The sequence below is a fragment of the Sphingomicrobium aestuariivivum genome (assembly GCF_024721585.1).
GTDB lineage: Bacteria > Pseudomonadota > Alphaproteobacteria > Sphingomonadales > Sphingomonadaceae > Sphingomicrobium > Sphingomicrobium aestuariivivum.
Genome location: NZ_CP102629.1, coordinates 874,021 through 889,294, shown reverse-complemented (window position 1 = coordinate 889,294; position 15,274 = coordinate 874,021). Strand labels below are relative to the sequence as shown.

The 15,274-nt window shown below is 65.2% G+C and carries 24 protein-coding genes; 21 read left to right on the top strand and 3 right to left on the bottom strand.

All coding sequences use genetic code 11. The features are described 5' to 3' along the window. Window positions 1-4: 4 nt before the first annotated feature. From rplB to NUW81_RS04565, 20 genes are all read left to right on the top strand, one after another. Window positions 5-838 carry a 50S ribosomal protein L2 gene (gene rplB, locus NUW81_RS04660; RefSeq protein WP_245110845.1) on the top strand — a complete coding sequence of 278 codons (834 nt, stop codon included), beginning with the start codon at window positions 5-7 and terminating at the stop codon, window positions 836-838. 6 nt (window positions 839-844) lie between these two features. Then, on the top strand, window positions 845-1,120 hold the full coding sequence (rpsS, locus tag NUW81_RS04655) for a 30S ribosomal protein S19 (protein ID WP_244382435.1): 276 nt from the start codon (window positions 845-847) through the stop codon (window positions 1,118-1,120). Then, window positions 1,120-1,497: a 50S ribosomal protein L22 gene (gene rplV, locus NUW81_RS04650; RefSeq protein WP_245110843.1), complete on the top strand. Its 378-nt coding sequence runs from the start codon at window positions 1,120-1,122 to the stop codon at window positions 1,495-1,497. The genes rpsS and rplV overlap by 1 nt, the downstream gene beginning before the upstream one ends. After that, a complete protein-coding gene (gene rpsC, locus NUW81_RS04645) occupies window positions 1,497-2,201 on the top strand; it encodes a 30S ribosomal protein S3 (RefSeq protein ID WP_245110840.1) in 705 nt (234 codons plus the stop codon). The genes rplV and rpsC overlap by 1 nt, the downstream gene beginning before the upstream one ends. A 12-nt stretch (window positions 2,202-2,213) precedes the next feature. Next, complete coding sequence (rplP, locus tag NUW81_RS04640) at window positions 2,214-2,648, top strand: 50S ribosomal protein L16 (RefSeq protein ID WP_245110837.1); 435 nt, start codon at window positions 2,214-2,216, stop codon at window positions 2,646-2,648. Continuing rightward, window positions 2,648-2,854: a 50S ribosomal protein L29 gene (gene rpmC / locus NUW81_RS04635; protein ID WP_245110835.1), complete on the top strand. Its 207-nt coding sequence runs from the start codon at window positions 2,648-2,650 to the stop codon at window positions 2,852-2,854. The genes rplP and rpmC overlap by 1 nt, the downstream gene beginning before the upstream one ends. A 15-nt stretch (window positions 2,855-2,869) precedes the next feature. Further along, window positions 2,870-3,145: a 30S ribosomal protein S17 gene (rpsQ, locus tag NUW81_RS04630; protein ID WP_244382440.1), complete on the top strand. Its 276-nt coding sequence runs from the start codon at window positions 2,870-2,872 to the stop codon at window positions 3,143-3,145. Window positions 3,146-3,177: 32 nt separating this feature from the next. Then, window positions 3,178-3,546: a 50S ribosomal protein L14 gene (rplN, locus tag NUW81_RS04625; RefSeq protein ID WP_245110832.1), complete on the top strand. Its 369-nt coding sequence runs from the start codon at window positions 3,178-3,180 to the stop codon at window positions 3,544-3,546. Then, window positions 3,546-3,866 carry a 50S ribosomal protein L24 gene (rplX, locus tag NUW81_RS04620; RefSeq protein WP_245110830.1) on the top strand — a complete coding sequence of 107 codons (321 nt, stop codon included), beginning with the start codon at window positions 3,546-3,548 and terminating at the stop codon, window positions 3,864-3,866. Before rplN ends, rplX begins: the two co-directional genes overlap by 1 nt. Next, the gene (gene rplE / locus NUW81_RS04615) at window positions 3,859-4,437 is read left to right on the top strand and encodes a 50S ribosomal protein L5 (RefSeq protein WP_245110828.1); all 579 of its coding nucleotides are present in this window, start codon (window positions 3,859-3,861) and stop codon (window positions 4,435-4,437) included. Before rplX ends, rplE begins: the two co-directional genes overlap by 8 nt. 48 nt (window positions 4,438-4,485) lie before the next feature. After that, entirely contained in the window at window positions 4,486-4,791 is a 306-nt protein-coding gene (gene rpsN / locus NUW81_RS04610; RefSeq protein WP_245110825.1) for a 30S ribosomal protein S14, read from the top strand. Between the two features lie 10 nt (window positions 4,792-4,801). Continuing rightward, window positions 4,802-5,197: a 30S ribosomal protein S8 gene (gene rpsH / locus NUW81_RS04605; protein ID WP_245110823.1), complete on the top strand. Its 396-nt coding sequence runs from the start codon at window positions 4,802-4,804 to the stop codon at window positions 5,195-5,197. Beyond that, window positions 5,197-5,733, top strand: a complete 537-nt coding sequence (rplF, locus tag NUW81_RS04600; protein WP_245110821.1) for a 50S ribosomal protein L6 — start codon at window positions 5,197-5,199, stop codon at window positions 5,731-5,733. Before rpsH ends, rplF begins: the two co-directional genes overlap by 1 nt. Before the next feature lies 1 nt (window position 5,734). Then, entirely contained in the window at window positions 5,735-6,088 is a 354-nt protein-coding gene (rplR, locus tag NUW81_RS04595) for a 50S ribosomal protein L18 (RefSeq protein WP_245110819.1), read from the top strand. A 1-nt stretch (window position 6,089) separates the two neighbouring features. Then, window positions 6,090-6,887 carry a 30S ribosomal protein S5 gene (gene rpsE / locus NUW81_RS04590; RefSeq protein ID WP_245110817.1) on the top strand — a complete coding sequence of 266 codons (798 nt, stop codon included), beginning with the start codon at window positions 6,090-6,092 and terminating at the stop codon, window positions 6,885-6,887. Window positions 6,888-6,892: 5 nt separating this feature from the next. Further along, on the top strand, window positions 6,893-7,090 hold the full coding sequence (gene rpmD / locus NUW81_RS04585) for a 50S ribosomal protein L30 (RefSeq protein WP_245110815.1): 198 nt from the start codon (window positions 6,893-6,895) through the stop codon (window positions 7,088-7,090). Window positions 7,091-7,278: 188 nt separating this feature from the next. Next, entirely contained in the window at window positions 7,279-7,773 is a 495-nt protein-coding gene (gene rplO / locus NUW81_RS04580) for a 50S ribosomal protein L15 (protein ID WP_245110813.1), read from the top strand. 102 nt (window positions 7,774-7,875) lie between these two features. Next, entirely contained in the window at window positions 7,876-9,249 is a 1,374-nt protein-coding gene (secY, locus tag NUW81_RS04575) for a preprotein translocase subunit SecY (protein WP_245110810.1), read from the top strand. A gap of 51 nt (window positions 9,250-9,300) precedes the next feature. After that, window positions 9,301-9,942 carry an adenylate kinase gene (locus NUW81_RS04570; protein WP_245110808.1) on the top strand — a complete coding sequence of 214 codons (642 nt, stop codon included), beginning with the start codon at window positions 9,301-9,303 and terminating at the stop codon, window positions 9,940-9,942. A gap of 47 nt (window positions 9,943-9,989) precedes the next feature. Further along, window positions 9,990-10,523: an ATPase gene (locus NUW81_RS04565; RefSeq protein ID WP_245110806.1), complete on the top strand. Its 534-nt coding sequence runs from the start codon at window positions 9,990-9,992 to the stop codon at window positions 10,521-10,523. Here the strand turns inward: NUW81_RS04565 and NUW81_RS04560 are convergent. Beyond that, window positions 10,520-11,014 carry a dihydrofolate reductase gene (locus NUW81_RS04560; RefSeq protein WP_245113685.1) on the bottom strand — a complete coding sequence of 165 codons (495 nt, stop codon included), beginning with the start codon at window positions 11,012-11,014 and terminating at the stop codon, window positions 10,520-10,522. The genes NUW81_RS04565 and NUW81_RS04560 overlap by 4 nt on opposite strands. A 53-nt stretch (window positions 11,015-11,067) precedes the next feature. Between NUW81_RS04560 and NUW81_RS04555 the strand changes: the two genes are divergently transcribed. Then, complete coding sequence (locus tag NUW81_RS04555) at window positions 11,068-12,474, top strand: FAD-binding oxidoreductase (RefSeq protein ID WP_245110804.1); 1,407 nt, start codon at window positions 11,068-11,070, stop codon at window positions 12,472-12,474. On the opposite strand, the gene NUW81_RS04550 is transcribed toward NUW81_RS04555, so the two are convergent. Next, window positions 12,471-13,853: an NAD-dependent succinate-semialdehyde dehydrogenase gene (locus NUW81_RS04550; RefSeq protein WP_245110801.1), complete on the bottom strand. Its 1,383-nt coding sequence runs from the start codon at window positions 13,851-13,853 to the stop codon at window positions 12,471-12,473. The two genes, NUW81_RS04555 and NUW81_RS04550, sit on opposite strands and share 4 nt — an antisense overlap. Before the next feature lie 96 nt (window positions 13,854-13,949). Beyond that, window positions 13,950-15,263, bottom strand: coding sequence for a DUF2254 family protein (locus NUW81_RS04545; protein ID WP_245110798.1), 1,314 nt, complete (start codon window positions 15,261-15,263; stop codon window positions 13,950-13,952). Between the last annotated feature and the right edge of the window lie 11 nt (window positions 15,264-15,274).

Here is a 15,274-nt window from a genome sequence, read left to right as displayed (position 1 = left end):
ACTAATGGCACTCAAGGCATATAAACCGACGAGCCCGGCACGCCGTGGCCTCATCCTCGTGGACCGCTCGGCGCTCCACAAGGGCAAGCCCGTCAAGGCGCTGGTCGAAGGCAAGACCAAGACCGGTGGTCGCAACAACAAGGGTCACGTGACCTCGCGCGGCATCGGTGGCGGTCACAAGCAGAAGTACCGCATCATCGACTTCAAGCGTCGCACCGAAGGCGAAGCGACCGTCGAGCGTCTGGAATATGATCCCAACCGCTCGGCGTTCATCGCCCTCATCACCTATGCCGATGGCAAGCAGAGCTACATCCTGGCTCCGCAGCGCCTCGCGCCGGGTGACAAGGTCGTCGCTGGCGAGAAGGTCGACGTGAAGCCGGGCAATGCGATGAAGATCGGCCAGATGCCGGTCGGTACCATCGTCCACAACATCGAGCTGAAGCCCGGCAAGGGCGGTCAGATCGCGCGCGCCGCTGGCACCTATTGCCAGGTCGTCGGCCGCGACAAGGGCATGGTCATCGTTCGCATGAACTCGGGCGAGCAGCGTTACATCCGCTCGGACTGCATGGCTTCGGTCGGCGCGGTCTCGAACCCGGACAATTCGAACCAGACGCTGGCCAAGGCGGGTCGTACCCGCTGGATGGGCAAGCGTCCGCTCACCCGCGGTGTCGCCAAGAACCCGGTCGACCACCCGCACGGCGGTGGTGAAGGCCGCACCTCGGGCGGCCGTCACCCGGTCACCCCGTGGGGCAAGCCGACCAAGGGCGCGCGTACCCGCAAGAACAAGCAGACGGATAAGTTCATCATCCGTTCGCGTCACGCCAAGAAGAAGGGCTAAACGAACATGGCTCGTTCCATCTGGAAAGGTCCCTTTGTCGAACTGTCGCTTCTGAAGAAGGCGGAAGCGGCGCAGGAACAGTCGAACGCCAAGCCGATCAAGACCTGGTCGCGCCGCTCGACGATCCTGCCGCAGTTCGTGGGCCTCACGTTCAACGTCTACAACGGCAAGAAATTCGTGCCGGTCGCCGTCTCGGAAGAGATGGTCGGCATGAAGCTTGGCGAGTTCGCGCCGACGCGCAGCTTCCCGGGCCACGCCGCCGACAAGAAGGGTAAGCGCTAATGTCGAAAGCGAAATCCCCCCGCAAGGTCGCCGATAACGAGGCGCTCGCGGTCGGCTCCATGATCCGTGGGTCGAGCCGCAAGCTCAACCTCGTCGCGGGCCTCATCCGTGGCCGCAAGGTCGAGGAAGCCCTCAACATCCTCAAGTTCTCGAACAAGGGGATGGCCGAGGACGCCTACAAGGTGCTCGCCAGCGCCGTGGCCAATGCGGAAAACAACCACAACCTCGACGTCGACAGCCTCATCGTGGCGGAAGCCTCGGTCGGCAAGTCGCTCACCATGAAGCGTTTCGCGACCCGTGCGCGCGGCCGTTCGACCCGTATCGAAAAGCCGTTCAGCCGTCTGCGTGTCGTCGTTCGCGAGCAGGAAGAAGCCTAATGGGTCACAAAAGCTCCCCCATCGGCCTGCGCCTCCAGATCAACCGGACCTGGGACTCGCGTTGGTTCGCTGAAGGCCAGGACTATGGCCAGCAGCTCCTCGAGGATCTCAAGATCCGTCGTTTCATCATGGAAGAGCTGCCGCAGGCGGCGATTTCGAAGGTCGTCATCGAGCGTCCGGCCAAGCTGTGCCGCATCTCGATCTACGCTGCCCGTCCCGGTGTCATCATCGGCAAGAAGGGTGCGGACATCGAGAAGCTCAAGACGAAGCTGAAGAAGATGACCGACAGCGAGGTCAGCCTCAACATCGTCGAGATCCGCAAGCCGGAAATCGACGCGCGCCTCGTGGCGCAGGGTGTGGCCGACCAGCTCGAGCGTCGTGTGGCGTTCCGTCGTGCCATGAAGCGTGCCGTCCAGTCGGCGCTGCGTCTTGGTGCCGAAGGCATCCGCATCACCTGCTCGGGTCGTCTCGGCGGCGCCGAAATCGCCCGTACCGAATGGTATCGCGAAGGTCGCGTCCCGCTGCATACGCTGCGCGGTAACGTCGACTATGCCGAAGCGCAGGCCCACACCGCCTATGGCGTGTGCGGCATCAAGTGCTGGGTCTTCAAGGGCGAGATTCTCGGCCACGACCCGCTGGCGCAGGAAAAGCTGATGATGGATGCGCAGACCTCGGGCGTTCGCCCGGCGCGCGACCGTCGATAGAGGAATTAAAAGATGCTGCAACCGAAGCGCACCAAATTCCGTAAGGCCTTCAAGGGCCGCATCCACGGCAACGCCAAGGGTGGCACCGAGCTGAACTTCGGCGCTTACGGCCTCAAGGCCCTCGAGCCGGAGCGCATCACCGCGCGCCAGATCGAAGCCGCCCGCCGTGCGATCACCCGCCACATGCGCCGTCAGGGTCGCCTGTGGATCCGCATCTTCCCGGACCTTCCGGTCTCGAAGAAGCCGGCGGAAGTCCGCATGGGTAAAGGTAAGGGTAGCCCCGAATTCTGGGCCGCCCGCGTCAAGCCCGGCCGCATCCTGTTCGAACTGGACGGGGTCTCGGGTCCGCTCGCCAAGGCCGCTTTCGAGCGTGCCGCGGAGAAGCTGCCGATCAAGACCAAGGTCGTGGCCCGCCTCGGCGAGAGCCTGATCGAGGAGAAGAAGTAATGGCCAAGATCGACGATCTGAAAGCCAAGACCGACGACCAGCTCGCCGACGAGCTGTCGCAGCTCAAGAAGGAGCAGTTCAACCTGCGCTTCCAGGCCGCGACCGGTCAGTTGGAAAAGCCCGCCCGAGTTCGTGAAGTGCGCCGCTCGATTGCGCAGATCATGACGCTGCAGAACCAGCGCCAGGCCGAAGCGGCCAAGGCGTAAGGTAGGAGACGAAGAATGCCGAAACGTATCCTTCAGGGAACGGTCGTCTCCGACAAGGGAGACAAGACGGTGGTGGTCCGTGTCGAGCGTCGGGTGAAGCACCCGTTGTACGGCAAGATCATCAAGCTGTCGAAAAAGTATCACGCCCATGACGAGAACAACGAGATCTCGATGGGCGAGACGGTGCGCATCGAGGAATGCAAGCCGATTTCGAAGACCAAGAGCTGGAAAGTTCTCGATCGCGTCGCGGCGGCCAATCCGGCCGACCTCGACACTCCGGTCGAAGGCTGAGCAGCGTTAGGGAAAGGTAGGAAGGGTCAACCATGATCCAGATGCAATCGAACCTCGACGTTGCAGACAACAGCGGCGCCAAGCGCGTCCAGTGCATTAAGGTACTGGGCGGGTCCAAGCGTCGGTTTGCCACCGTCGGCGACACCATCGTGGTGTCGGTCAAGGAAGCCGCGCCCCGTGGCAAGGTGAAGAAGGGTGACGTCCATCGTGCCGTCATCGTCCGCACCGCCAAGGACATCCGCCGCCCCGACGGGACGGTGATCCGTTTCGACGGCAACGCCGCGGTCCTCGTCAACAAGAATGAAGAGCCCATCGGCACTCGTATCTTCGGCCCGGTGGTGCGCGAACTGCGCGCCAAGAAGCACATGAAGATCATCAGCCTGGCTCCGGAGGTGCTGTAATGGCCGCCGCGAAGATCAAGAAGGGCGACAGCGTCGTCATCCTGTCGGGTAAGGACAAGGGCAAGACCGGTACGGTCACCAAGGTCCTCCCCAAGGAAGGCAAGCTCGTCGTCGAGGGTGTGAACATCATCACCCGTCACAAGAAGCCGACCCAGATGGACCCCAATGGCGGTCTCGAGAAGCGCGAAGCCCCGCTTTTCGCCTCGAAGGTGGCCCTCGCCGATCCCAAGGACGGCAAGGCGACCCGCGTCCGGTTCGAAACGGTCGACGGCAAGAAGGTTCGCGTCGCGACGCGTTCCGGGGAGAAGATCGATGGCTGAGAACTACGTTCCGCGCCTGAAGAAGGACTATGACGAGCGCATCGTGAAGGCGATGACCGAAAAGTTCGGCTACAAGAACCACATGGAGGTTCCCAAGCTCGAGAAGGTCGTCATCAACATGGGCGTCGGCGAAGCCACCCAGGACAAGAAGAAGGTCCAGACGGCGGCTGCCGAGATGGAAGCGATCGCCGGCCAGAAGCCCGTGATCACCAAGGCGAAGAAGTCGATCGCGCAGTTCAAGCTGCGTGAAGGCATGCCGATCGGCGCGAAGGTCACCCTCCGCCGCGAGCGCATGTACGAATTCATCGACCGTCTCGTGACCATCGCGCTGCCGCGCGTGCGCGACTTCCGGGGCCTCAACCCCAAGTCGTTCGACGGCCGCGGCAACTATGCGATGGGCATGAAGGAACAGATCGTCTTCCCCGAAATCTCGTACGACAATGTCGACAAGGTCCGGGGCATGGACATCATCGTGACCACCACCGCGAAGACGGACGAGGAAGCGCGCGAACTGCTGCGTCTCTTCAACTTCCCGTTCCCCGCGGAAAAGAAGGAAGAGGAGGCCGCGTAAATCACGCGGTCTCTCGATCCCTCAGACAGGAAAGAGAGAACTTAAGTCATGGCGAAACTGAGTTCCGTGAACAAGAACGAGAAGCGCAAGAAGCTGGCCAAGCAGTATGCGCCCAAGTACGCGAAGTTGAAGGAACAGGCGAACGACAAGTCGCTCGATGAAACCGAGCGCCTGATCGCCCGCCTGAAGATGGCCGAACTGCCGCGCAACGCGAATCCGACCCGGATCCGCAACCGCTGCGAGCTGACCGGCCGGAGCCGCGGTTACTACCGCAAGTTCCGTCTTTCGCGCATCATGATCCGTGAATTGGGCAACAAGGGCCTGATCCCGGGCTTCACCAAGTCGAGCTGGTAAGGAATCTGGCATGGCGATGACCGACCCCCTGGGTGATATGCTCACCCGCATCCGCAACGGCCAGCAGGCGCGCAAGGACTCGATCCTGTCGCCGGCGTCCAAGCTGCGTGCGCGCGTTCTCGACGTGCTGCAGCGTGAAGGCTTCATCCGCGGCTATTCGGAAGAAGAGCTTGCGGGCAAGGCCGGCCTGCGGATCGAACTGAAATATTTCGAAGGCCAGCCGGCGATCAAGCACCTGGCCCGCGTCTCCAAGCCCGGCCGCCGCGTCTACTCGGGTTCGCAGGAACTGCCCCGCGTGCGCAACGGCCTTGGCATCACCATCGTGTCGACCCCGCGCGGTGTCCTCTCGGACGCCGAAGCGCGCGAGAACAATGTCGGCGGCGAAGTGCTGGCGGAGGTGTTCTAATGAGCCGTATCGGTAAGAAACCGGTCGCGCTGCCTGCTGGCGTCACCGCCAGCACGGAAGGCAAGACCCTCTCCGTCAAGGGGCCCAAGGGCACCCTTGCGATGGAGATGATGGACGACCTCATCAAGTTCGACATCGAGGAAGGCGAGATCAAGGTCACGCCGCACAACATGTCGCAGCGTAGCCGCCAGGTCTGGGGCATGCAGCGTACCCTCGTGCAGAACCTCGTCGACGGCGTCACCGAGGGCTACCAGAAGGTCCTCGAGATCAACGGCGTCGGCTACCGTGCGCAGGCGCAGGGCAAGAAGCTCAAGCTCCAGCTTGGCTACAGCCACGACGTCGACCTCGACGTGCCGGAAGGCATCGAGGTGAAGACCCCCGACAACACCACGGTGGAAGTCTCGGGCATCGACAAGCAGCTCGTCGGGCACTTCGCGGCCGAAATCCGCAAGTGGCGCAAGCCCGAACCCTATAAGGGCAAGGGCATCAAATATCGCGGGGAATATATTTTCCGCAAGGAAGGCAAGAAGAAGTAAGATGGCTAAACTGTCCCTCTTCGACCGCCGCCGTCGCCGGGTCCGCTCGGCGCTCAAGGCGCGCTCCTCCGGTAAGCCCCGCCTGTCGGTGCACCGTTCGGGCAAGCACATCTACGCCCAGGTCATCGACGATGCCGCCGGCAAGACGATCGCTTCGGCCTCGACCCTCGACAAGGACGTCAAGGTCAAGTCGGGCGCGAATGTCGATGCCGCGACCACCGTCGGCAAGACCGTCGCCGCCAAGGCCAAGAAGGCCGGCGTGAGCACGGTCGTGTTCGACCGTGGCGGGTTCCTCTTCCATGGCCGCGTCAAGGCGCTGGCCGAAGCCGCCCGTGAAGAAGGGCTGGAGTTCTAATATGGCTGACGACAAGAAGACCGAAGAAGTGCAGGCGACCGAAACGCCCGCGACCGAAACGGCCCACGGCGAACAGGCTCCCGGCGTTGCGGAAACCCCCGAGGTTGCCGCTGCCCAGGCCGCTGCCGGCGTCGCCGGTGAAGACAAGCCCCGCGGTGGCCGCGGTGGTCGCGGCGGTGGCCGTGACGGCGGCCGTGGCGGTCGCGATGGTGGCCGTGGCCGCGGTCGCGGTGGTCGTGACAACCGCCGCAACGAGGAAGATGGCGAGGAGCTGATCGAAAAGCTCGTCCACATCAACCGCGTCTCGAAGACCGTGAAGGGCGGTAAGCGCTTCGGTTTCGCCGCGCTCGTCGTGGTCGGTGACGGCAAGGGCCGCGCGGGCTTCGGCTCGGGCAAGGCCCGCGAAGTGCCGGAAGCGATCAACAAGGCGACCGCCGCTGCCAAGAAGGCGATGGTCCGCGTGCCGCTGAAGGAAGGTCGCACCCTCCATCACGACGGCAAGGGCCACTTCGGCGCCGGCAAGGTCGTGGTTCGCACCGCGCCTCCGGGTACCGGCATCATCGCCGGCGGTCCGATGCGTGCCGTGTTCGAAGCGCTCGGCGTCGCTGACGTCGTGACCAAGTCGAACGGCACCGCCAACCCGTTCAACATGATCCGCGCCACCTTCGAGGCGCTCAAGGATCAGACCAGCCCGCGCAGCGTCGCCCAGCGTCGCGGCAAGAAGGTCGCCGACCTCCTTGGCCGTGGTGGCATGGACAAGGCCGAGGCCGAAGCGACCGCCGACGCGGTCACGGAGTAAGTCACATGGCCAAGAAGAACGACGTCAAGACGATCAAGATCACCCAGACCGGCTCGCCGATCCGTCGCGAGAAGGGCCAGCGCGAGACGCTGGTGGGCCTTGGTCTCAACAAGATGCACCGGACCGTCGAGAAGAAGGCGACCCCGGAAGTCCTCGGCGCGGTGAAGAAGGTCCAGCACCTCGTCACCGTCGAAGAGGCGTAAAAGCATTGGCTGCCCGGCCTTAGGGGCGGGCGGCAAAGGGGAGAGGGGTCAGCACCGAAGTGCCGGCCCCTCTTGCCCGTTCAGGCGACCTGCCCTAAAGGCAGCGCGCCGGGAGCCTTCAACTCAAGTCGCTGGAAGGCCTCCCTTTTCCAATCAAGCGCGATGAAAAGCGAAAGCGAGTGCAAGACATGACCATCAAGATCAACGACCTCAAGGACAACGACGGCGCCCGCAAGGGCCGCATGCGCATCGGCCGTGGCATCGGTTCGGGCAAGGGCAAGACCGGCGGTCGCGGCCAGAAGGGCCAGAAGAGCCGTTCGGGCGTCTCGATCAACGGTTTCGAAGGCGGCCAGATGCCGCTCCACATGCGCCTGCCGAAGCGCGGCTTCAACAACCCGTTCGGCAAGGACTATGCGATCGTCAACATCGGCATGGTCCAGAAGGCCGTGGACGAGAAGAAGCTCGACGCCAAGAAGGTCATCGACCAGGAAGCGCTCGACGCGATCGGCCTGACCCGTGGCGGCAAGGACGGCGTCCGCCTCCTCGCCAAGGGCGAGATCAAGTCGAAGCTGACCTTCAAGGTCGCCGGTGCCTCGAAGGGCGCCATCGAGGCGGTCGAAAAGGCCGGTGGCAAGGTCGAAGTGACCGCGCCGAAGAAGGCCGACGAAAAGGCCGACGCCTAAAAGTTGGTGTGAAGGGGTGGGCATCGTCCCACCCCTTCCTATATCGAGCCTCCGGGGGGGTGGCCACGTGTCGCCCGGCTTGAACAGTTAAGGGAACGAGACATGGCGACGTCCGCCGAGAACATGGCTGCCGGCATCAGCTTCGACAGCTTCCGCAAGGCCACCGACCTCAAAAAGCGCCTCTGGTTCACGCTCGGCGTGCTGGTGCTCTTCCGCTTCCTGAGCTTCGTTCCCATTCCCGGCATCGACCCGCGCGCCATGGCGCAGCTGTTCGACACGCAGCGCGGCGGCGTCCTCGATTTCTTCAACACTTTCTCGGGCGGTAGCCTCGAGCGCATGAGCATCATCGCGCTCGGCATCATGCCCTACATCACCGCCTCGATCGTCGTCCAGCTTGGCGCCGCGCTCCACGAACCGTGGAAGCAGCTCAAGAAGGAAGGCGAAGTCGGGCGCAAGAAGCTCAACCAGTACACCCGCTTCCTGACGGTGCTCCTCACCGCGGTGCAGGGTTACGTCATCGCCACCGGCCTCGAGGGCCTCGGTGCGAACCAGGGCATCGCCGCGGTCGTCGAGCCGGGCATGACCTTCCGCATCGCTGCGACCATCTCGCTGATCGGCGGCACGCTCTTCCTCATGTGGCTGGGCGAGCAGATCACCAGCCGCGGCGTGGGTAACGGCGTCAGCCTCATCATCATGGCGGGCATCGTCGCCTCCATGCCGGGCCTGCTGGCGCAGCTGTTCGAGAGCGGCCGTTCGGGCGCGGTCGACCCGCTGGTCGTCGTCTCGGTGCTCGTGCTCCTCGTCCTCATCGTCCTGTTCATCTGCTTCATGGAGCGCGCCCAGCGCCGCGTCCTCGTGCAATATCCCAAGCGCGCCACCGCGCGCGGCATGATGCAGCAGGAGCGCAGCCACCTGCCGATGAAGGTCAACATCGCGGGCGTCATCCCGCCGATCTTCGCCTCGTCGATCCTGCTGATGCCACTCACCGTGCTCCAGTTCGCGGGCGGCGGTGCGGATCCCAATGCAGCGTCGAACGATGTGCTCATCACCATCTCGACCTATCTCCAGCGCGGCGCGCCGCTCTACCTGTTCCTCTACGGGGCCGGCATCGCCTTCTTCTGCTTCTTCTACGCCTCAGTGCAGTTCAATTCGGAAGACACGGCGGAGAACCTCAAGCGCGCCGGCGGCTTCGTCCCGGGCATCCGTCCGGGCAAGGCGACCGAGCAGTATTTCGATTACCTCTTGAACCGTATCACCGTGATCGGCGCAGCCTATCTCGTGACCATCTGCCTCATTCCCGAGGTGTTGTTCTCGAACATGGATGTCGGCTCGGCGCTGCTCGGCGGCACCAGCCTGCTCATTCTCGTCAACGTGACGGTCGATTTCGTGAGCCAGGTGCAGAGCCACCTGATCGCCCACCAATATGGCGACCTCATCAAGAAGGCCAAGCTCAAGGGTGGCGGTCGCCGCCGCTAGCGGCTAGCCCTGTCACCAACGGGTAACGATTCGAGCGAGGGGACGCCTCACATGGATATCATCCTTCTCGGCCCCCCGGGGGCAGGCAAGGGGACGCAGGCGCATCGGCTCGAAGCCGGGCGCGGCATGAAACAGCTGTCGACCGGCGACATGCTGCGCAGCGCGATCGCTGCCGGCACCGAGGTCGGCAAGCAGGCCAAGGCCGTCATGGACCGCGGCGAGCTCGTCTCGGACGCCATCGTCTCGGCGCTGATTGGCGAGCATCTCGAGGATGCGAGCAACGGCGCCATCTTCGACGGTTATCCGCGCACCCAGCACCAGGCCGAAGCGCTCGAGATGCTGCTCGCCGACCGCGGGCGCAAGCTGGCGCATGTCATCGAGCTCAAGGTCGACGAGGATGCGCTGGTCGAGCGGATCTGTGGCCGTTTCAGCTGCGCCAATTGCGGCGCGCTCTACCACGACACGGCCAAGCCTCCGAAGGTCGAGGGCACCTGTGATGTCTGCGGGAGCCACGAGTTCAAGCGCCGTCCCGACGACAATGAGGAAACGGTGCGCAACCGCATGGCCGAATATCGCGCCAAGACCGCGCCGATCCTGCCCTTCTACGAACGCCAGGGCCTCGTCCGCGAAGTGGATGGCATGGGCAGCGTCGAAGAGGTTGCCGCCGCGATCGACGCGATCCTCGACAGCTAGGGCCGTCGCCGTATAGGCTGGGGACCTTGTTCGAGGGGAGCCTGCCGATGCGCCTGACACCGATCCTTGCCACTGCTGCCGCCGCGCTTGCCTTGTCGGGGCCGGCGCCGGCGGACGTCGTCAACACGACCACCAACGCCTTCCACATCCGGCACGAGGTGCCGCTGGTGGTGAGCGCCGAGCGCGCCTTCGACCTGCTCGCCCGTCCGGGCGACTGGTGGAATGGGGCGCACAGCTATTCGGGCGATGCGGCGAACATGCGCCTCGAGTTGAAGCCCGGCGGCTGTTTCTGCGAGCAGTGGGACGGCAATTTCGTCAAGCATCTCGAGGTCGTGGGCCTGACCCGCGGCAAGGAGATCGTGATGGAAGGCGGGCTGGGGCCGCTGCGCTACGCGCCTGCCAGCGGCACGATGATCTGGAAGCTCGAGGACGGCGGCACCGGCGCGATCCTGACCATCGACTACAAGGTCACCGGCTTTGCCGAGAGCGATGCCGAGACCTGGTCCGCCGCGGTCGACAGCGTGCTTGGCGAACAGGCGATGCGCTTCCGCGCCGCCGCCGCCGCCATGCCGCGCCGCTAGTCGCGCTCGAGCGTCACGAAACGATAGGCGGGACGTCCTTCCTCGGACGGATGCTCCGCGGTCGCCGTGACCGACCAGCCGGCCTCCTCGCGCGGGTCGGGGAGGGAGGTGTCGCCGTCGGGGCTGATCGCCAGCTCGGTGAGCTCGATGCGATGCGCATGTGGCAGGAACAGCTTGAAGATCTCCGCTCCGCCGATGACCCAGACGGGATCCTCGCCCGCGAGTGCGAGCGCGCTCTCCACGTCATGCACCACGTCGGCGCCGTCGGCCTTCCAGTAGCTGCCGCGCGTCAGCACGATATGACGGCGGCCGGGGAGGCGGCCGGGCAGGCTCTCGAAGGTCTTGCGGCCCATGATCATGGCGCCGCCCATCGTCAGCTTCTTGAAGCGCTTCAAATCGGCGGGCAGGTGCCACGGCATGCCGCCGTCCATGCCGATGACGCCATTTTCGGCGCGGGCGATGATCATGTTGATGCGCGGGTTCGTCGTCATGGGCGCTTTCATGCGGCTTTTGCACGGGCGAGGGAAGGGCTAAGGCGGTCGGCATGAGCGAGGCGATGATCGAGGAATTGCGCGCGGCGTTGGGGCCGCGGTCGGTGGTAACCGATGCGGTCGATGTCGAGGGCTGGACGTCCGACTGGCGCGGGCGCTGGACGGGCAAGGCGGCGGCGCTGCTCGAACCCGCCTCGCTGGCCGAGGTGCAGGCGATCGTGCGCGCGGCGGAACGGCATCAGGTGCCGCTGGTGCCGCAGGGCGGGAACAGCTCGATGGTCGGCGGGGCAACCCCCGACGACAGCGGCCGCGCGATGATCCTGTCGCTCCGGCGGATGAACGCGGTACGGACTGTCGATCACAAGATGCGGCAGGTGGTTGTCGAGGCGGGTATGATCCTCGCCAGCCTGCAGGAGCGGCTCGGGTCGGAGGGGCTGCGGCTGCCGCTCGATCTCGGCGCGCGCGGATCGGCGACGGTCGGCGGGCTCGCCAGCACCAATGCGGGCGGTACCGAGGTGCTGCGCCACGGCACGATGGGGGCGATGGTAGTGGGGCTCGAGGCGGTGCTGTCGGGGGGCGAGATCCTCGATACGCTCTCGCCCCTGAAGAAGGACAATCGCGGTCCCCGCGTCGACCGGCTGCTGGTCGGCGGGGAGGGGCAGTTTGGCATCATCACCGCGCTCCGGCTCCAGCTGGTCGCGGCGCCGACCGACCGCGCGACGGCCTGGGTGGCGGTCAAGGATCCCGCACAGGCGCTCGAGCTGCTGCGCCTTGCCGAGGCACGCTGCGATGCGGTGGAAGGCTTCGAGATCATCCCCGCGGACGTGCTCGACGCGGCGGTCGCCGTGATGGGCGTGACGCCGCCGGTCGAGGGAGCGCCATGGAACGTGCTTGTAGAGGCCAAGGGGGACACGTCGCCCGGCACCCTGTCGGGCGAATTGGAAAGCCTGCTGGCCGAGGCGCTCGAGCAAGGGCTGGCCTCCGATGCGGTCGTCGCCCGCTCGGAGGCGCAGGCGGAGGCCTTCTGGCACATCCGCCATTCGCTCTCGGAGGGCGAGAAGAAACATTATGGCATGGCCAACAGCCACGACATCTCGGTGCCGGTCGATGCCATGCCCGGCTTCCTCGCCGAGGTGACGAAAGCCGTCGAGGCCGAATGGCCCGGCGTCAGCGTGTCGGGCTATGGCCATCTCGGCGACGGCAACATCCACCTTCATGTGCGCGCGATGGAGCGGGCGAGCGGCGAGTGGCGCGAGACCGAGGGCGAGGCGATCGAACGACGAGTGCATGACATGGTCGTCGCGCATGGCGGCTCGATCAGCGCCGAACATGGCATCGGCCAGATGAAGCTGTCGGAGATGCGGCGGCTCGGCGAGCCGGGTCGCTTGCAGATGTTGAAAGCCCTCAAGGCCGCGCTGGACCCCGAGGGCATTTTCAATCCCGGAAAGCTGATCGTCTAGGCGCCGAGGAAAACCGCCTTGGCGTTGGTGAATTCCTTCATGCCGAAGCCGCCATGTTCGCGGCCGAAGCCCGAATCCTTCACGCCCCCGAAGGGCATGTTGGGATCGGCCAGCCCGAAGCTGTTGATGAACACCATGCCCGTGTCGAAATGGTCGATGGCGATGCGCTTGGCCTTTTCCTCGTCGCGGCTGAAGATGCCGCCGCCGAGGCCGTAGCGGCTCTCGTTGGCGATGCGCACGGCATCGACCGTGTCGACCGCCTTGATGACGCTGGCGACGGGGCCGAAGAATTCGTCCTCATAGGCCGGCATGCCGGGCGCGACGCCCGACAGGACAGTCGGCTCGAAATAATAGCCGGTGCGGTCGAGCTTGTTGCCGCCGGTCTCGATCCTCGCGCCCTTGTCGACGCTTTCCTCCATCTGCCCGATGAGCTTTTCGCGCAAATCGTGGCGCGCCATCGGTCCGAGCTCGCTCGCCTCGTCCATCGGGTCGCCGATCTTCACGTCCTTCATCGCGGCGGTGAAGCGCTCGAGGAACTCCTCATAAACGGGCTCGGTGGCGATGAAGCGCTTGGCGTTGATGCACGTCTGGGCATTATTGTAGAGGCGCCCCTCGACCGACAGCTTGACCGCCTGTTCGACATCGGCGTCCTCGAGCACGAGATAGGCATCGTTCGAGCCCAGCTCGAGCACGGTCTTCTTGAGCGCCGCGCCCGCGCGCTCGCCGATCTTGTGGCCCGCGGCATCGGAGCCGGTCAGCGTGACCCCGCGCACGAGGTCGTTGTCGATCACCGCATTGGACTGGTCATGGTCGACGACGAGGACGGTGAACAGGTCCTCGGGCAGGCCCGCTTCCTCGTAGAGGTGGCGCAGCATGATGCCCGTGCCGGTGCAGTTGGAGGCATGTTTGAGCAGGCAGCCGTTGCCCGCCATGAGGTTGGCGATCGAGTAGCGGATGACCTGGTAGGAAGGGAAATTCCACGGTTGGATGCCGTAGATGACCCCGATCGGGCGGTGCGCGACGACGCCGCGGCCGTCACCGGCGAATAGCGAGCGCTCCTCTTCCTTCAGCTGCTCGGGGCCGTTCTCAGCGGTGAACTTGCAGATGGCGGCGCACAGGTCGACCTCGTCGCGGGCATCGCCGATCAGCTTGCCGACCTCCTCGGTCATCTTGGTGGCGAGCGCTTCCTTGTTCTTCGCCAGCGTCTCGCCGATCGATCCGATGATCTCGGCGCGCTCCTCCGCGGGGCGCTGCGACCAGAGGATGAAGGCGTCGTGGCAGCGCTGGATCGCGGCCTCGGCGTCCTCGTTTGAAATGAGCTTGAAGGTGTCGATTTCCTGCTCGGTGGCAGGGTTGATGGTGGTGATGCTGTCGCTCATGCGCGGGGCGTCCTTTTTCGAAATGCGTTCGGAAAAAGAACGGGTCGCGAGGGGCGGCTGTTGCTCGCCAAGGCGCGGCTTTGGCGCGGCCCGTCGTCAGCCCGCGACGCGCAACCCGGCGGGCTTAGGGCCAAAGGCTGTAGCGAGCGCGGCGGCGATGTCGTCGCAGTCGCTTTCCGTCTCCGCGCGGGCGCTGCCATGGGCGGCAATGTCGGCGGCATAGGCGCGCATGACGGCGGTGAAGTCCGTATCGTCGGCGATGGCGGCGGCGCTGCCGAAGCGCTCGATCGCGCGCACCGTGATGGCGGGATAGGCTGCGGCCGACTGGCGCAGCGCTTTCACCGGCGCATCGAAGATGGCGGCGAAGCTGGCGGTGGGGCAGATGACCTGCGGTACCTCGACCAGTAGCTGGCCCTCGCGGGTGAGCCGCCCGCGCTGGTGGAGCATGATCGAGGCGAGCGCATCGACCACGCAGCGCGCGGTGTAGAAGTCGTTGATGCCGGGCGACAGGGCGCGGGCGGCGATCTCGACGAGGAGGCGGATGCGATAGGCGATGCCGTTCTGGTCGCTGCGTGTCTGGCCGAGGGTGAGGCAGCGGTGGATCGCCTCGATACAGTCCTCGTCGACCGCATCGCGCACCACCACATAAGCCTGTCCCTCGATGAGGTGGTCGCCCGAGGATCGGTCGAGGCGGATGAAGGTGCCGCAATCGCGCGCGATCTCCGACAGGCGGGCGATGTCGCAGGTGACGATATAGCCGTCGCCTGGCGCGCGGACGGGCGTGGCGTCCGGCCAGTCGGGGGCAAGAATGCGCTCGAAGTCGGGCGGGGGCTTGGCGATGACGTCCTTGGCAATGCGCGCGATGGTGCGGTCGACGAAGACCGCGTCGGCGAGGTCGTTCAATGCCCCCGCGAGCCAGGCGAGCGAGAAGAGGAAGAGGATGGCGATGAAGCCGAAGCTGGCATGGGGAAGGGTGGCGGGCGGCGCGTCAGCATCGAGGCTGGCGAGGAAGAAGGCACTGGCGGCAAGCGCGCCGAGGAAGATGCCGAGGGTGGCACGGATGAAGGCGCGCCCCGTCCAGCGATCGATCAGCCGCACGCCGAGATTGCCGGCCGCGAGCGTCAGGACGATGAGCGTGATCGAGACATAGAGGGTGGCGATGGCGGCATTGGCGCCGGTGATGGCGGTCGCCCAGTCGGTCATCGCATCGCCGTCGCGGACGAGCGACAGGCCATGGTCATGAAGCCAGCCCGACAGCCCTAGTGCATCGGCCCAGCGCAGCCCGATAGTGATGCCGAGGATAAGGAGCATGAGGAGCGCGGGCACGATCCAGTAGCTCCGCCACAGCCGCGCCAAGGGGGCAAGCGTGCGCGAAATCGCGTCGGGTTCGTGCAGCGCGTGATGCGTCATGGGAGAAGGAC

Coding starts and splice junctions, on each gene's coding strand:
- rplB (WP_245110845.1), top strand. CDS start 5: ATGGCACTCAAGGCATATAAACCGACGAGCCCGGCACGCCGTGGCCTC.
- rpsS (WP_244382435.1), top strand. CDS start 845: ATGGCTCGTTCCATCTGGAAAGGTCCCTTTGTCGAACTGTCGCTTCTG.
- rplV (WP_245110843.1), top strand. CDS start 1,120: ATGTCGAAAGCGAAATCCCCCCGCAAGGTCGCCGATAACGAGGCGCTC.
- rpsC (WP_245110840.1), top strand. CDS start 1,497: ATGGGTCACAAAAGCTCCCCCATCGGCCTGCGCCTCCAGATCAACCGG.
- rplP (WP_245110837.1), top strand. CDS start 2,214: ATGCTGCAACCGAAGCGCACCAAATTCCGTAAGGCCTTCAAGGGCCGC.
- rpmC (WP_245110835.1), top strand. CDS start 2,648: ATGGCCAAGATCGACGATCTGAAAGCCAAGACCGACGACCAGCTCGCC.
- rpsQ (WP_244382440.1), top strand. CDS start 2,870: ATGCCGAAACGTATCCTTCAGGGAACGGTCGTCTCCGACAAGGGAGAC.
- rplN (WP_245110832.1), top strand. CDS start 3,178: ATGATCCAGATGCAATCGAACCTCGACGTTGCAGACAACAGCGGCGCC.
- rplX (WP_245110830.1), top strand. CDS start 3,546: ATGGCCGCCGCGAAGATCAAGAAGGGCGACAGCGTCGTCATCCTGTCG.
- rplE (WP_245110828.1), top strand. CDS start 3,859: ATGGCTGAGAACTACGTTCCGCGCCTGAAGAAGGACTATGACGAGCGC.
- rpsN (WP_245110825.1), top strand. CDS start 4,486: ATGGCGAAACTGAGTTCCGTGAACAAGAACGAGAAGCGCAAGAAGCTG.
- rpsH (WP_245110823.1), top strand. CDS start 4,802: ATGGCGATGACCGACCCCCTGGGTGATATGCTCACCCGCATCCGCAAC.
- rplF (WP_245110821.1), top strand. CDS start 5,197: ATGAGCCGTATCGGTAAGAAACCGGTCGCGCTGCCTGCTGGCGTCACC.
- rplR (WP_245110819.1), top strand. CDS start 5,735: ATGGCTAAACTGTCCCTCTTCGACCGCCGCCGTCGCCGGGTCCGCTCG.
- rpsE (WP_245110817.1), top strand. CDS start 6,090: ATGGCTGACGACAAGAAGACCGAAGAAGTGCAGGCGACCGAAACGCCC.
- rpmD (WP_245110815.1), top strand. CDS start 6,893: ATGGCCAAGAAGAACGACGTCAAGACGATCAAGATCACCCAGACCGGC.
- rplO (WP_245110813.1), top strand. CDS start 7,279: ATGACCATCAAGATCAACGACCTCAAGGACAACGACGGCGCCCGCAAG.
- secY (WP_245110810.1), top strand. CDS start 7,876: ATGGCGACGTCCGCCGAGAACATGGCTGCCGGCATCAGCTTCGACAGC.
- NUW81_RS04570 (WP_245110808.1), top strand. CDS start 9,301: ATGGATATCATCCTTCTCGGCCCCCCGGGGGCAGGCAAGGGGACGCAG.
- NUW81_RS04565 (WP_245110806.1), top strand. CDS start 9,990: ATGCGCCTGACACCGATCCTTGCCACTGCTGCCGCCGCGCTTGCCTTG.
- NUW81_RS04560 (WP_245113685.1), bottom strand. CDS start 11,014: ATGACGACGAACCCGCGCATCAACATGATCATCGCCCGCGCCGAAAAT.
- NUW81_RS04555 (WP_245110804.1), top strand. CDS start 11,068: ATGAGCGAGGCGATGATCGAGGAATTGCGCGCGGCGTTGGGGCCGCGG.
- NUW81_RS04550 (WP_245110801.1), bottom strand. CDS start 13,853: ATGAGCGACAGCATCACCACCATCAACCCTGCCACCGAGCAGGAAATC.
- NUW81_RS04545 (WP_245110798.1), bottom strand. CDS start 15,263: ATGACGCATCACGCGCTGCACGAACCCGACGCGATTTCGCGCACGCTT.